The sequence below is a fragment of the Kitasatospora sp. NPDC004723 genome (assembly GCF_040609255.1).
In the GTDB taxonomy this organism is placed as follows: domain Bacteria; phylum Actinomycetota; class Actinomycetes; order Streptomycetales; family Streptomycetaceae; genus Kitasatospora.
This window is the reverse complement of sequence record NZ_JBEXJT010000082.1, coordinates 1-14,607: the sequence shown is the minus strand read 5'-3', so window position 1 is coordinate 14,607 and position 14,607 is coordinate 1. Positions and strand designations below refer to the sequence as shown.

The following is a 14,607-nucleotide window of genomic DNA, read 5'->3' as shown; positions in this document are numbered from 1 at the left end:
TCCGAACCGTGGATGTCGTCGTCGTTCACGTGCACGGCCTTGTCCGCACCCATCGACAACGCCTTGCGCAGCGCGTCCTTCGCGTCGTCCGGCCCCACCGTCAGCACCGTCACCTCGGAACCCTCATGGGCCTCCGCGATCCGCAGCGCCTGCTCCACGCCGTACTCGTCCAGCTCCGACAGAAGGCCGTCCACGCCCTCCCGGTCGGTGGTGTGATCGTCCGAGAAACGACGGTCACCCGTCGCGTCCGGCACGTACTTCACACAGACAACGATCCTCAAGCTCATGAGCGGTTCTCCTGGTACGGGTGCACTGGTCGGATGCACTGGTCCACGGCCTCGGCCGCGGCGAGGGTACTGAGTGCCAGAACGGCCCTTGGCCGGATCTGGCCCGTCGACTCTCCGCGACAGCCTGCGAGGCTCTCCCGAGAGAATACGGCACTCAGTACCCCTCGTAAAGGAACTCAGTACCCTTCGCGGCCTTCCGGGGCTCCGGGAGCGGGGACAAGGGCGCCGCAAGGTTTGTGCAAGACCGGCCAGGACCCGTCATGGAACCGTCATGGAATCCGCCAGACCGCCCGGGCACACACCCGGCGGGGCCGCCGAGACCCGGGGCCCCGGTCCGGGATCAAGGAGGGGGAACGACATGACCTTGGTGCACGGGGAAGTCGACGAAGTCAACCACGGGGAACGGTCCGACGGGTCCGGCGCGGTCAACGGGAGCGACGGGACCGACGGGGGCGCGGCGCGCCCGGGACGTCCGTGGGCCACGCTCACCGACTGCAAGGAGGTGCTGGTCGCCGTCCACTCGACGGTCTACGGCCAGCGGCTGCACGACATCTATCCACTGCTCGCCGCGGACCTGCGGGTGCACGTCCAGTTCACGGTGGCGCCGCACGCGTTCAACGGGGGCGCGGCGGCCCACCTCCGGCGGCTCGGGGGCACGGTGCTGCCCTGGGCGGAGGCCGTCCGGCGGGAATTCGACCTGGTGCTCGCCGCCGGTTCGCAGGGCCTGGAGCGGCTGCGCGGACCGCTGGTCCGGCTGCCGCACGGGGCCGGGCACATCAAGCTGTCCCCGGCGGGGGCCGGGGCCGGACGCACGGTGGCCGGACTGGGACCCGAGTACGTCACCTGGCACGGGCGGCTGGTGCCCGCCGCCTACGCGCTCGCCCACGAGGACGAGCGCGCCGAACTCGGCCGCGGCTGCCCCGAGGCGCTGCCGATCACCGAGGTGGTCGGCGACGGCTGCTACGACCGGATCGCCGCCGCGCTCCCCGACCGCGCACGCTACCGCGCCGCGCTCGGACTGCGGCCCGGCGAACGGCTGGTGCTGGTCTGCTCCACCTGGGGCAGCGGCTCGCTGTTCACCCGGCTCGACGCCGTCCTGCCGCGGCTGGCCGCCGAACTGCCCCGGCACGGCTACCGCACCGCGCTGCTGGTCCACCCCAACGTGGCCGCCGCGCACGGCCCGTGGGCGGTCCGGTCGTGGGCGACGGCCACCGCCCGCGGGGCGGTCACGGTGCTCGCGCCCGAGGAGGACTGGCGCCCGCTGCTGGTCGCCGCCGACTTCGTCATCGGCGACCACGGCTCGGTCACCCTCTACGGCACCATGACCGGCGCGCCGATCCTGCTCGCCGAGTACCCGCACCGGGACGTCAACCCGCGCTCGCCCGGCGCGCTGCTGGCCCGCACCGCCCCGGCGCTCAGCCCGTCCCACCCGCTCACCGCCCAACTCGACTACGCCGCCGAGCAGTACCGGCGGGAGGAGTACGCGGCGATCGCGGCGCGGATCAGCTCGCAGCCGGGCCGCTTCGACCGGCGGATGCGGCGGCTGCTCTACCGCGTCCTCGGTCTGGGCGAACCCGCCCACCTGCCGGAGCCGCCCGCGCTGCCGCTGCCCGCCCCGCTGTGGCCGGCGGGCGACGGGGGCGGGCCCGCCGGGTGGACCGGACGCGCCGGGTGGGCCGGCCGGGCCGGACGGGAGGACGGGTGACCGCGCTGCACACCGTGCGGCTCGCCCCGGCCGACGGCCCCGCACCGTCGGCCGGGGTTCCCGGCACGCACTTCGAGGCCCGCATCCACTCCCCCGCCGGGGTCTGCCACGGGCAGCTCGCCAGCCGGCTGCCGGCCGGCCGGTCCGGCGGGCCGCTGACCCGCGCGTTCGTCGACGAGCACCTGGCGCTCGACCTCGCCGACCCCGACGCCGCCCGCTGGCGCCACCACGCCGACGTGCTCCACCTCGGTGCCGCCGCCCCCGGACCGGCCCGCGAACGGCTCGCCGCCGTCCTGCGGGCCCACCCCGGCTGCGCGGTCGCCACCGCCGACGGCGAGGACGGCACACTGTTCGTCCTCGCCCGGACGGGCGGACGACTGGTGCTCCGGCCCCGACCGGGGAGCAGCGGGCCGCCCTCGGCCGCACAGCGGCTGGCCGTCGGCTCGCTCGCGCACACCTGGCTCGCCGCCGGCCGCACCCTCTCCGAGATCACCACCCTGACCGCCTCCGCCTACACCTCCCGCCCCGCCTGCCCGGGCTGCCCCCTGGCCGGCTGAAGCGGTGCCGCCGTCCCGCCCCCTGGGGTGGGACGGCGGCGCCGGCCGCCCATGGCCCGAGCGTGCGGTCCGGGAGGAGCGGCGCTTCGCCGGCGCCACGGCTGCCACCCGACAGCCCGTACAGAACCGCAGCCCCACACCGACCGGACCCGACATCCGGCCGCCACCGCCCAAGAGCCCGGCACCCCACCGGGTGCCGGCGGCGACACCGGCCGAGCGGGCGGACGTCACCCGACAGCCGTGGCACGGCGCCTCCCCTCGGCCGCGCCCTACGGCTCCCCCGGCGGGGTGCCGAGGGCGGCGAGGGCGGCGGTGAGGCGGGTGGCGTCCGGGGCGGAGAGGGCCTCATAGCGGGCGAGGGACTCGCCGTAGCGGGCGGCCGCTCCGGTCAGGTCGCCGCGTGCGCGGGCGAGGTCTCCGGTGAGTTCGAGGACGCGGGCCTCTCAGTGGCGGGCGCGTCCGCTGCGGAACTCGGCGAGCGCCTCCGCGTAGCACCGGTCGGCCTGGTCGTGGGCGCCGAGGGCCGCGTGGGCCTGGCCGAGGAAGGCGAGCGCCCGGGCCGCCTCGTACGCGGCGGGGACGGCGACCAGGTCGCGGTGGGCGTCGGTGATGACGGGAACGGCCTCGGCGGGTCGGCCGTCCGCGAGCAGGACGTCGCCGAGCGCCAGCCGGGCGAGCGCGGTGCCGCGCGGGTCGCCCCCGGCTTCCCTGAGCTCGGCCGTCAGGCGCAGGCACTCGGCCGCCTCGGCGAGCCGTCCCGCCGGGCGGTGGGTCTGGCTCAGGCCGTAGAGGGCGTCGGCCTCGGCGAGCGGCCGACCGGTCGCGCGGGCCAGCTGGAGGGCCTCGGTGAACCACGCGGCGGCCTCCTCCCCCTGGCCCGCGTTGCGCAGGCCGGTGCCGCCGGAGGTGAGCATCCGCAGCAGGCCCTCGTGGTCACCGGCCTCGCGGGCGGCGGCGCGGCCGATCCGGTGGGCGTCGATCCAGAGCCGGGCCGGGCGCAGGCGCAGGAACAGCGGCCACATGGCGTCGACCAGTTGCCAGGCGGTGGCGGCCCGGCCGGTGGCGGCGGCCCAGCGGACGGCGTCGGCGAGTCGGCCGGTCTCCGCGTCCAGCCAGTGGACGGCCGCTGACTCGTCCTCGAACTCCCGCGCATTGGGTACCTGTTGGGCCGCGTAGTCGCGGCGCAGGGTGCGGTGGCTGGGGCTCAGCAGCGCCTCGGCGGCGGTGGCGGTGGCGAGGTACCAGTCGAGGACGCGGTCGACGGCGGCCCGCCCCTCCGACCGCTCGCGCACCTCGTCGGCGCGGGCCCGGGCGTGCAGCTTCACCAGGTCGTGGAAGCGGAAGCCGTCCTCCATCTCCTCCAGCAGGTGGACGTCGATGAGGCCGCCGAGCAGCCGGTCGGCCTCGGCCGCTTCCAGGGCGCCGACCGCGCAGACCACGTCGAGGGTGAAGACCGGGAACGGCAGCAGGCCGAGCAGCCGGTAGAGCCGGACCGTGTCCGCCCCGAGCACCTCGAAGGACGCGTCCAGGGCGTGTCGCACGGCTTCCCCTTCGACGTCGAGCGCGGCGAGGCCCTCGGACTCCTGGTGGAGCGCCTCGGCGGTGGCGGCGAGCGGCTGGACGGGGCGGGCGGCGATCCGGGCGGCGGCCAGGCAGACGGCGAGCGGCAGCCGGCCGCAGCGCTCCACCACCTCGGTGGCGGCGTCCAGTTCGCGCTCCACCCGCTCGGCGCCGACCCGTTGGGCGAGCAGTTGCACCGAGGCGTCGTCGGATAGCACGTCGACCGGCCGGAACACGGCGCCGTCTATGCCGAGCCCGGTGAGCCGGCGGCGGCTGGTGACCACGACCACGGCGTGCTCCGAGCCCGGCAGCAGCGGGCGGACCTGGGCGGCGGTGGAGGCGTTGTCGAGCAGGACGGCGATCCGGCGTTCGGCGGCGAGCGAGCGCCAGAGCGCGGCGCCCTCCGCGAAGCTGCGCGGCACGGGCGCGATGCCGAAGGCGCGCAGGAAGCCGCCGAGCGCCTCGGCGGGGTCGGCGGGGCCGCCCGGGGCGTGACCGCGCAGGTCGGCGTAGAGCTGGCCGTCCGGGAAGCGGCCTGCGAGGCGGCGCAGCCACTGGGCGGCGAGGGCGGTCTTGCCCACCCCTGCCGGGCCGGTGACCACCACGGTGACGTCGGCCGCGCCGTCCGGAGCTTCCTCCAACTCCCGGTCCAGGGCTGCGAGATCGTCATCCCTTCCCACCAACCGTCTTGGCGTCGGGGGAAGTTGGCGCGGGACGGGCAGTGCGGGCGGAGCGGGGGGCGCGGCGGCCTGGCCGTAGACGGTGAGGTGATGGATCTCCCCGGCCTGGACGACCGAGCCGCCGACCCGGGTGTCGGAGACCGAGTTGCCTGTCCCGGGCCCCGGTTGGTGCGGTCCGTGGGTGCCGTCCCCCCCTCTCATCGGCCGCTCCCGCCGGGCCGCCGTCGCCGAACTCCCGGTGCTCCGAAGCGATCCGGCTCCACTGGTTCCCCCTACCCGTAGAACGATGGACAGAAGTGACGGGAGCGGCCGGTGTGATCGGGCAAACGGCCGCGCTCCCATATCACATGAGGCTCTTCCGGACTGAGTTATGTGTCAATAACGCCTTGCCGCACAGAAGGGTGCGGTATGGATGTCGCCCCCGGAATCGTGGGATGCTCCCTGCACGGCAAGCTGGTAGCCAACCGGCGGGGGGCGTCGCAATGGAGTTCCACCTTCTGGGTTCGGTTGAACTTTCGGTGAACGGCGAGTTGTCGGCAATACCCTCGGACCAGCGGCGACGGCTGCTGGCCGCCCTGGCACTGGACGTCGGCCGTCCGCTCAGCCACGAGACGCTGGCCAACCGGCTGTGGGACGAGGAGCCCCCGCCCAGTGCGGTGGCCAGCATCTACAGCGTGGTCTCCCGCATGCGAAAGCAGTTGCGAATGGCCGTCGCCGAGGAGGGTCACGGCCCGTCCCGCGACTCCCCGGACATCAAGAGCGGATCGCACACATATACGCTTCATGCCGATCGTCAATTGATCGACTATTGGCGCTTTGTCGACCTTTCCCGCCATGCCCGCCAACTCGCCAAGAACGGCGAGGATGTCCAGGCCCGGACCGTCCTGGGCCGGGCGGAGGAAATCTGGCGCGGCGAACCGCTCGCGGGCCTGCCCGGCAGCTGGGCCCAGTCCACCCGCGCCACGATGGCCGACCAGCGCCTCGCCACCACCCTGCTGCGGATCGAGATCGACCTCCGGCTCGGCCGCTTCGGCGAGACCGTCCCCGAACTCACCGCCCTGCGCGAGGAGCGCCCCACCGACGAACGGGTCGCGGCCCACCTGCTGGTCGCCCTGCACGGCGCCGGCCGTCCGGCGGAGGCACTCGCCGTCTACCCGATCGTCGTCCGCCGACTGCGCGCCGACCTCGGCACCGGGCCCGGCGAGACCCTGACCCGGCTGCACGAGCGGATGCTGGCCGGGGACCCGCTCACCGCGCCGACCGGCCGCACGCCCGCCACCGTGCGCCCCTCCCCCGCCCCGCGCGCCGGTGCGACGCCGCCGCCCGCATCCTCCGGGCGCCGCCTGATCGGCCGCCGGGACGACCTGCGGCGCCTGCTCGGGGGCTCCGAGGAGGCGGCCGAGCACGGCGGCGTGGTGACCGTCTCGGCGATCCTCGGCATGGCCGGGGTCGGCAAGACCACCCTCGCCCTGCACGCCGCCCACCTGATGCGCGGCCGCTTCCCGGAGGGGTACGTCCACCTCAACCTCGGCGCCCACGCCGTCAACCAGAGCCCGCTCTCGCCCCAGGCGGTGGCCACCGCGCTGCTGCGCCGGCTCGGGGTGCCGGCCACCACCATCCCGCTCGACAACGAGGAACTGTTCGCGCTCTGCGCCGAGGTGCTCGCCACCCGGCGCGCGGTCGTCGTCCTCGACGACGCCGCCGCCGCGGCCCAGCTGCGACCGCTGCTGCCGCCGGTGCCGGCCGCGCTGATCCTCGTCACCAGCCGCCGGCGGCTCGCCGAGCTCCCGGGCTCCAGACCGGTCTTCCTGGACATCCTCTCGGTGGACGACGCGGTCGCACTGTTCACCGCGGTGGTCGGCCGGGAACGCGCCGACGACCGGAGCCGGATCGTCGAGATCGTCGACCGCTGCGGGCTGCTGCCGCTCGCCATCGAGATCGCCGCCAGCCGGTTCAAGGCCCGGCCGTCCTGGACCCTGGACCACCTCGCGCTGCGGCTCTCCCGCAAGACCGGCCGGCTCGCCGAGATCCGGCACGACACGGAGAGCGTCGCCCGTGCCTTCGAGATGTCCTACCGGTCGCTGTCGGCCGAGCAGCAGGAGGCCTTCCGGCTGCTCGGCGCCCACCCCGGACCGGACATCGGCCTGCACGCGGCAGCGGCACTGCTCGGCCGCCCGGTCGACGAGACGGACCACCTGCTGGAGGCGCTGCTGCACTGCCACCTGGTGCAGGAGAATTCACCCGAAAGGTATCAACTCCACGACCTCCTAAGGGAATACGCGCTCGCCCTGATGCGCGACGAAGGCGCCGAAGAGGAAGCCGACGCCGCACTGCGGCGGCTGCTCGGATTCATGCTGCACGCGGCCGACCAGGCGGACCGGCTCCTGTATCCGCGCCGTTCACGTCTCCCTCTCCCGGCGTTCAGTCAATTACCGGGAATGGAAACGTTGTTGTACGACCTTGACCTGGACTCGCACGAGTCCGCGCGGAACTGGCTGGACACCGAACAGGCCGCCCTGGCCACCCTCGCCTCCCACGCCCGCGCCACCGGCCACCCCGAGGCCGCCGCCTGGCTGGCCCACGTCCTGGCCGGCCGCCTGGACGCCCAGGCCTACTGGAGCGAGGCCCACGACCTGCACCGGGCCGCCGCCGCGTACTGGCGTTCGGTGGCGAACGACCACTGCGAGGCCCGCGCCCTGATCGACCTCGGCGCCACCCTCGCCAACGCCTCCCGCTACCCCGCCGCCTTCGAGGCCCTCGACCGCGGCCTCACCCTCGCCCGCACCGAAGGGGACCCCGACGCCACGGCGGAAGCCCTGAGCATCCTGGGCCGAGTGCTCTGGCACCGGGGCGCCATGGCCCGGTCACTCGCCCTGCAAGAAGAGGCCCTGCGCATTCGAAGAGCGCATGGCGACCGCTGGAACACCGCACGCTGCCTCGTCAACATCGGAATAGTCCAGCGCTCCCTCGGACACCACGAAATGGCACTCTCCGCCTATGAGGGGGCACTTCCGCTGGCCCGGCATTTCCAGGACAGAACCTTCGAGATGAGAATTCTCAACAACATCGGCGATCTCCATCTGGCAGCCGGAAGCCTGAAGGCCGCACGTTCCCGATTCGAGCAGGTCATCGCATTCCCCACGGGCACCATCTCCACGTTCGATCTCGCTGTGGTGAAAATCAATCTGGCGGCCACTTTGAGCATTCCGGAGGAGCTCGACCGATCATTGACCCTTCACCGGCAGGCGTTGACCGTCTTCCGCTCGCTGAGTGCCATCAAACATGAGGCCGCCGCGCTCAACGGGCTGGGGCACGCACTGCACTCGGCGGGCCGCCCCGCCGATGCCCGCGATCAGCACGCCATCGCCCTTGAGCTGGCCCGCTCGGCGGGAACGGCCCACGAGGAGGCGGCAGCCCTCTACGGTCTCGCCCGCGCCGAGGCCGCCCTCGGCGCCCAGGCCGAAGCTGTCGGGCACCTGTCATCTTCGATCAGCCTCTCCGAACGTCTCGGCGCGGCCGATCAGGCCGCGCTGGCCAGGAAAGCCATGGCCGACATTGATGCGACCGAAAACCCGGAGGGATAGATTCCACTTATTTTCTCCTTCCACTTCGCAACCATTGATCAAACTTGATCGACAGGCATTGCCAATGCGCCACAAAACGACATTGACAGCCTCTTTAGAACATCCACCAATGATTCACACTGAGAGCCGGGGTGCCGGCGGCCAAGCAGCCATCCCATCTGATAGAACTGGCGTCGCACGGAGGACCTGATCAAGCTCGTCCTCGCAGAGATCGATCCCAGGAAAGGCGCCATGTTCAACATTTACGCCCTGATAGCCGGATCCATCCACGTCCTGGCCGCAGGGATAGCCGACATGCCCATTTGGTGCTGACGAAAGCGCCGGCGGCGGGAGGGCGTGACCGGAAGCCCGGTCACGCCCTCCCGCGCGTCGCGAGGCTCCGCCGCCAAGTGGCGACACCCTCACCACCCGGAGCCACTCTCCAGCCACGAGATCACGCCCCCGGAGTCACCGGGTTCCATGGCGACCGGTTCACCGGCAGGCACCGCCGAGGTGACCCGCGAGGTTGGGGGCACGGCCAAGGCGGGTGGTTTGCCCGCGAGCGCGGCGTGTCCGCGGTGGTGACCGCAAGTGTGGGGCCATGTGGGGTGCGTGCCACAGCAAGGACACCGCGGCGGTCACCCCGAACTGCGGTTGGTCGGGGCGCGTTGGACGTGCCTTGGAGGGGAAGAATCCCTGTATCGGTCCAGGCGATATCGGCTACCCTCCTCCGGGGGAGGATCTGCCGACTGATGGGGGTCGCCTGTGCCCAGACGCTGGGAGCTCTACCGATCGCCCATGGGGGCCGACGTCGTACGTCGGGAGGTCAACAAGTGCAAGCTGAAGCGCTTCGAGACCGCGAAACTCCAGGCGATCATGGAGCGCGCCGCCACGGGCACGCTTCGCCCTCCCGATGTCAAGCACCTTGGTGATGGCCTTCTGGAGCTGCGCTTCGAGGGCGAGCGGCGAATCTTCCGCCTCTTCTACTCCGAAGTCGACAACCAAGGGCCCGTCCTGCTCGCGGTCAGGTTCATCAACAAGAAGTCCACGCAGGGCATCGCCACGGACCAGGACGACATCAAGTCCGCCCGCAAGCGCCTGGCCGAGTGGAATGGGCGCCGCCGGCCGTGACCGGAGTAGGGCCCGGCCGTTGATGGAATATCTGGGTTAGGCGATACTCGGAGCATCTTCAAGGGGAGAGAGCACCATGGATGAGCACCTGGCATCACTACTCGGCATCGACCCGGACGACCCGGATGTCCAGCGCGCTCATGAGGACGCGGAAGCCCTGATGCAGCTCATCCAGACGCTCGTGGCGCACCGGAAGTCCGCGAAGCTCACGCAGAAGGCAGTCGCTGCCGAGATGGAGACGACGCAGTCGGCGGTGTCGGAGTTCGAACGGCTGGGCGGAGACCCACGCCTGTCGACGATCATGAGATACGCGCGGGCCGTTGGCTTGAAGATCTACGTCAAGGCGCACACCGACCACGAGGTCGCCCGGCCGTCGAGCAGTTGGACACAGGTCGCGGAGACCGAAGAGCGCGTCCCGAACTCGTCCGGCCGACGGAAGGCCGCATGACAGGCGACGCCGCCAGGGAGATCACTTCCGTCGATGAGCTCCTCACCGTGGCGCATCTGAACCACATCCAGTACTTCGAGGTCAGCGGGCGCCGGTTCGACGGCTTTGAGCAGCCCAACGACGACGACCTCCCTGGCGAAGGGGTCGCACAGGTCCGCCTGATGCAACTCTTCGACGGTGAGGCCATCGCCGCGCGGGCACGCGCCGAGGTCCATGCGGAGGAAGGGCTGCTGATCGCGGACGTTGCCGCGTTCTTCCAGATCGCCGAGAAGGTCGATCTTTCACCGGAACTCGTCAGTGCCTTCGCCAAGCGTGTGGCTTCTCCCATCATCCGCCCGTACCTTCGGGAGGCCATCCACAGCACTGCCGCCAAGCTCGGTATGGCAGGCGTGCCGCTCCTCGCACCGCTCGACCACGCTGGCGAGGAAATCCTGAGCCCGGACTCGCCGGCCTGACGGAAGCGGCACGACTGCGTCCCTGCCCAATGCCCGAACAGCTGAGTGCCCGTGCCTTCCGACCGGTCGGAAGGCACGGGCATTCTGCTGCGTGAAGGCGGTCAGGCCTTGGTGAGGGGGACTGCGGCTTCGGGGGTGAGGACGCGGGAGGTGAGGGTTTCCGTCAGGTACAGGTCGATGTTGCGGTCGTCGTGGGAGAGGTAGCCGACGCTGACGTCCTGGCCGAGGTGGAGTTCGAAGTCGCCGCCTCGGGTGGAGAGGAGGAGGGCGCCTTCGAGGGCAGGGGCCCAGATGAGTTCGCCGTCGAGGAGGCGGGCGATGTGGCTGGCGACGGGGTAGCCGTGGTCCGAGGTCTCGTTGACGGCGGTGTAGGCGTCGGCGCCGAGGAGGAGGGCGTAGGGGCCGCCCACTCCGGCCAGGCGGAGGGTGGTGAGGGCGCGGCTCACGGCCTCCGGGTATTCGCGGACGTCGGCGGGGAGCGGGACGGCGGGGTTGGTGGCGGCCGTGCGGATGCCCTCGATGGCGGCGGCGGGGTAGCCGTCGAAGACGGCGCGGTCCTCGGTGAGGGCGAGGGTGCGGGCGGCCGCCTTGACCGGGCCCCAGTCACTGTCCCGGGAGCCGCGTTCGACGTCGTCCACGGCGGAGCGGTCGACCGAGAAGGGCACCCGGAGTTCGACGAGCGGCCGCACCTCGCGGGCGTGGGCCTGGACGCCCGGGTTGGGCGGCTCGATCGCGGTGAGGTGGCCGGTGCCGACCGCGGCGAGGGTGGTGCCGTCGGGGCCGCTCAGGTCGACGACGCGGCGGCCCGCCAGGTGGAGCTTGAAGGTCTGCCGGGCCTCCTCCTCGATCTCCGCCCAGGCCGCGGCGGAGACGGGGGCGAGTTCGCGGTGCAGGTTGTTCATGGCGCGGGGATGCCTTTCAGGCTGCCGATGGCGAGGGAGCCGTCGGAGGAGGGGGCGGCGACGGAGGCTGGAACGCGGGCGGTGGCGGCGGAGGCCACGGAGACGGCGGCCGGCCCGGGCGGCGGGTCGTCCAGGAAGTCGGCGGTCGGGACGTGGAACAGGGTTCCGGTGGCCGCCACGGAGAAGTCGAGCAGGCGGTCGTGGGCGCCCGGCGGGCGGCCGACGAACATGTTCTCCAGCATCTCCTCGGTCACCGCCGGCGTGCGCGAGTAGCCGATGAAGTACGTCCCGAACTCCCCTCCCCCGCCGAACGAGCCGAACGCCATGTTGAAGCGCATGATCTGCCGCTGCTCGCCGTCCGGGCCGGTGACGGTGGTCAGCGCGACGTGCGAGTCGGCGGGTTTGACGTCGTCGGCGAGCTCGATGTCGCTGAGCTTGGTACGGCCGACCGCGCGCTCCTGCGCCTCGACCGGGAGGCGGTTCCAGGCGTCCAGGTCGTGCAGGTACTTCTGGACGATCACATAGCTGCCGCCCGCGAACTCCGGATCCTCGTCGCCGATCAGGACGGCGGCCTCCGCCGCCCCGCCCTCCGGGTTCTCGGTGCCGTCGACGAAGCCCAGCAGGTCGCGGTCGTCGAAGTAGCGGAACCCGTGGACGGAGTCGACCACGGTGGCGGCCCCCGCGAGGCGCCCGGTGAGCCGGCCGGCGAGTTCGAAGCAGAGGTCCATCCGGTCGGCGCGGAGGTGGAACAGCAGGTCACCGGGGGTGGCCGGGGCACGGTGGCGGGCGCCGGCGACCTCCCGGAAGGGGTGCAGCTCGGCCGGGCGCGGGCCGTCGAAGAGCCGGTCCCAGGCGTCCGAGCCGATGCCGGTGACGCAGCTGAGACCGGCGTCGGGGGCGCGGAAGCCGACCGCGCGGCGCAGGCCCGCGAGGTCGGGCAGCAGGGACCGGACGGCGGGTTCGCCGCCGGGGTCGATGGTGAGGACGAGGAAGATCGCGGCGGTGGTGAGCGGGGTGAGGACGGGCTGCGGCATCGGCGGACTCCGGTCTCCGGGGTCTGATCATCCGTACGATTACACCCCAGAGCAGACATTTCGGCGCGGTCGGCAGGCCGAGGAGGGGAACGGGGACGGCCCCTCACCGGAAGGCTCCGGTGAGGGGCTTGACGGGCCGGGAAGGACGGGAAGCCGCGTGGGGAAGGCACGCGGTGGCCGGGACGATCAGGCCGGGGTGCGGTCGCGGCGCACGCCGAGGGCGGTGACGACGGCGCCGAGGGCGACCGCCGCGACCGGGACCACCAGGGCCGCCCGGAAGCCGTCCGGCCCGGAGCGCCCGGCACCGGTGGCGGCCACGTGCACGGCGGTGACCGCGGAGAGGCCGAGCGCCGCGCCGAACTGGAAGGCCGTGTTGAGCAGCCCGCCCGCCAGCCCCTGCTCCTCCTCGGCGACGCCGGCGGTGGCGGCGATGGTCAGCGGCCCGTACGCGAGGGCGAAGGCCAGACCGGTGAGGATCATGGTCGGGAACATCATCGGATAGCTCCAGTCGGGGCCGACCGGCAGGAACAGCGCGTAGGACACCGTCGCCAGGCAGAAGCCGCCGAGGATCACCCGGACGAGGCCGAACCGCTCCACCAGCCGGGGCGTGAGGGTCGGCGCGAGCACCGCGTCCACCCCGACGGCGAGCAGCGCCAGGCCGGTCTGCAGCGGGGTCCAGCCGCGCAGGTCCTGCAGGTAGAGGGTGACGGTGAACTGGAAGCCGAAGAAGGAGCCGGCGAACAGCAGCGCGCCGAGGTTGGCGCGCAGCAGCGGGCCGGAGCGCAGCAGGCCGAGGCGGACCAGCGGGGCGGCGGAGCGCCGTTCGACGGCGGCGAAGACGGCCAGCAGGGCCAGGCCGCCGGCCAGTTCGGCGAGGGTCAGGCCGGTGGCGGCGTCCGGTTCGCCGATCCGCACCACCGTGTGGACCAGCAGCAGCATGGCCCCGGTGACGGTGGCCGCGCCGGCCAGGTCGAAGCGCTCGCCGGGGCGGCGGGCGGGCGCCTGGTCGCGCGGGAGCAGCGGCACGGCGGTGATCAGCAGGGCGCCGGCGAGCAGGACCGGGGCGAAGAAGACCCAGCGCCAGCTGATCGCGGTGAGCAGGCCGCCGGCCACCAGGCCGAGCGAGAAGCCGGCGGCGGCGGTGCCCGCGTAGAGCAGCAGGGCGCGGTTGCGGCGGGGGCCCTCGGCGAAGGCGGTGGTGATGACCGCCAGCCCGGCGGGGGTCATGAAGGCGGCCGCGAGGCCGGTGGCGAAGCGGGCCAGGATGAGCACCCAGGGGGCGCTGGCGAGGCCGCCGAGGCCGGAGAAGAGGACGAAGACGGTGAGCCAGAACAGGAACATCCGGCGCCGTCCGAGCAGGTCGGCGGTGCGGCCACCGAGCAGCATGAAGCCGCCGTAGCCGAGCACGTAGGCGCTCAGCACCCAGCTGAGCGAGCCGGTGTCCATGCCGAGGTCGGCACGGATCGAGGGGAGCGCCACATTGAGCATGGCGACGTCGATGCCCTCCAGGAAGATCGCACCGCACAGGACGAGGAGGACGGCGGTCTCCCGGCCGGTGAGGCGGGCGGACTCCGGCGAGGGCGGAGGTGAGGACGGCGAGGGCGGGGCGGCGGGGGTGCGGGCGGGCGTGCCGGTTTCGGGCACGGCTGAGGACGCGGACACGGAGGTCTCCTGGGAGTGCGCGGGGAGGCGGGGACACCGGACGGGGCGGTTCCCCTTCGGCCGGTCGGTTCCCTCTTGTAACCACCGGCCATCCTGAGGCAGCATCAGGAGCCATGGAAGAAGGCACTTTGAAGTCACCGACGCACTGTGCGGATACCGGGGGCGACTACGACGTGTTCCAGTGGGACACCCGGGAGGACTGCGAGGTGCGGCAGATCCTCGACCGGATCGCCGACAAGTGGTCGCTGCTGGTGATCGCGCTGCTGGACCGCGGCTCGCTGCGCTTCACCGAGCTGCGGCGCGAGATCGACGGGGTCAGCCAGCGGATGCTGACCGTCACGCTGCGGCAGCTGGAACGGGACGGCCTGGTCGAGCGCACGGTGCACCCGGTGGTGCCGCCCCGGGTGGACTACGCGCTGACGCCGCTGGGGCGGACGCTGCACGAGACCGTCCGCTCGCTGATCGCCTGGACCGAGACGCACCAGCAGGAGATCGCGGCGGCCCGCGCGTCGTACGACGCCCGGGTGGGCTGAACGCACGACGAGGTGCATGACGAGGGGCGGGCCCGCCCCTCGTCATGCACCCCCCCCCGAGTACACCCCCCCCCGCACTAAGGAAAAAAT

At 72.7% G+C, this 14,607-nt stretch carries 11 protein-coding genes and 1 pseudogene; 7 read left to right on the top strand and 5 right to left on the bottom strand.

Translation table 11 applies throughout. From position 1 onward, the window contains the following. Positions 1–287 (bottom strand): annotated as a pseudogene (locus ABZW10_RS38155) (electron transfer flavoprotein subunit beta); the annotation flags it as partial. A gap of 358 nt (positions 288–645) precedes the next feature. Between ABZW10_RS38155 and ABZW10_RS38150 the strand changes: the two are divergent. Both ABZW10_RS38150 and ABZW10_RS38145 read left to right on the top strand, forming a co-directional pair. Further along, entirely contained in the window at positions 646–1,992 is a 1,347-nt protein-coding gene (locus ABZW10_RS38150; protein WP_355376154.1) for a hypothetical protein, read from the top strand. Then, positions 1,989–2,549 (top strand): hypothetical protein, encoded by a 561-nt coding sequence (locus tag ABZW10_RS38145; protein WP_355376151.1) that lies wholly within the window; start codon positions 1,989–1,991, stop codon positions 2,547–2,549. Before ABZW10_RS38150 ends, ABZW10_RS38145 begins: the two co-directional genes overlap by 4 nt. A 443-nt stretch (positions 2,550–2,992) precedes the next feature. On the opposite strand, the gene ABZW10_RS38140 is transcribed toward ABZW10_RS38145, so the two are convergent. Next, positions 2,993–4,990, bottom strand: coding sequence for an AAA family ATPase (locus ABZW10_RS38140; protein WP_355376148.1), 1,998 nt, complete (start codon positions 4,988–4,990; stop codon positions 2,993–2,995). A 329-nt stretch (positions 4,991–5,319) separates the two neighbouring features. Here ABZW10_RS38140 and ABZW10_RS38135 point away from each other — a divergent pair, with 329 nt between their 5' ends. From ABZW10_RS38135 to ABZW10_RS38120, 4 genes are all read left to right on the top strand, one after another. Continuing rightward, positions 5,320–8,373, top strand: coding sequence for a BTAD domain-containing putative transcriptional regulator (locus ABZW10_RS38135; RefSeq protein ID WP_355376145.1), 3,054 nt, complete (start codon positions 5,320–5,322; stop codon positions 8,371–8,373). 777 nt (positions 8,374–9,150) lie between these two features. Then, entirely contained in the window at positions 9,151–9,483 is a 333-nt protein-coding gene (locus tag ABZW10_RS38130) for a type II toxin-antitoxin system RelE/ParE family toxin (protein ID WP_355376142.1), read from the top strand. A 76-nt stretch (positions 9,484–9,559) separates the two neighbouring features. Then, positions 9,560–9,931 carry a helix-turn-helix transcriptional regulator gene (locus ABZW10_RS38125; RefSeq protein ID WP_355376139.1) on the top strand — a complete coding sequence of 124 codons (372 nt, stop codon included), beginning with the start codon at positions 9,560–9,562 and terminating at the stop codon, positions 9,929–9,931. After that, positions 9,928–10,386, top strand: a complete 459-nt coding sequence (locus ABZW10_RS38120) for a hypothetical protein (protein ID WP_355376136.1) — start codon at positions 9,928–9,930, stop codon at positions 10,384–10,386. Before ABZW10_RS38125 ends, ABZW10_RS38120 begins: the two co-directional genes overlap by 4 nt. Before the next feature lie 101 nt (positions 10,387–10,487). Here the strand turns inward: ABZW10_RS38120 and ABZW10_RS38115 are convergent, their stop codons facing one another. From ABZW10_RS38115 to ABZW10_RS38105, 3 genes are all read right to left on the bottom strand, one after another. Beyond that, entirely contained in the window at positions 10,488–11,288 is an 801-nt protein-coding gene (locus ABZW10_RS38115; RefSeq protein ID WP_355376133.1) for a family 1 encapsulin nanocompartment shell protein, read from the bottom strand. Beyond that, the gene (locus ABZW10_RS38110) at positions 11,285–12,322 is read right to left on the bottom strand and encodes a Dyp-type peroxidase (RefSeq protein WP_355376130.1); all 1,038 of its coding nucleotides are present in this window, start codon (positions 12,320–12,322) and stop codon (positions 11,285–11,287) included. The genes ABZW10_RS38115 and ABZW10_RS38110 overlap by 4 nt, the downstream gene beginning before the upstream one ends. A 186-nt stretch (positions 12,323–12,508) precedes the next feature. Further along, positions 12,509–13,849 (bottom strand): MFS transporter, encoded by a 1,341-nt coding sequence (locus ABZW10_RS38105; RefSeq protein WP_355376157.1) that lies wholly within the window; start codon positions 13,847–13,849, stop codon positions 12,509–12,511. Between the two features lie 248 nt (positions 13,850–14,097). Between ABZW10_RS38105 and ABZW10_RS38100 the strand changes: the two genes are divergently transcribed. Next, positions 14,098–14,517, top strand: coding sequence for a helix-turn-helix domain-containing protein (locus tag ABZW10_RS38100; RefSeq protein ID WP_355376127.1), 420 nt, complete (start codon positions 14,098–14,100; stop codon positions 14,515–14,517). Positions 14,518–14,607 lie beyond the last annotated feature (90 nt).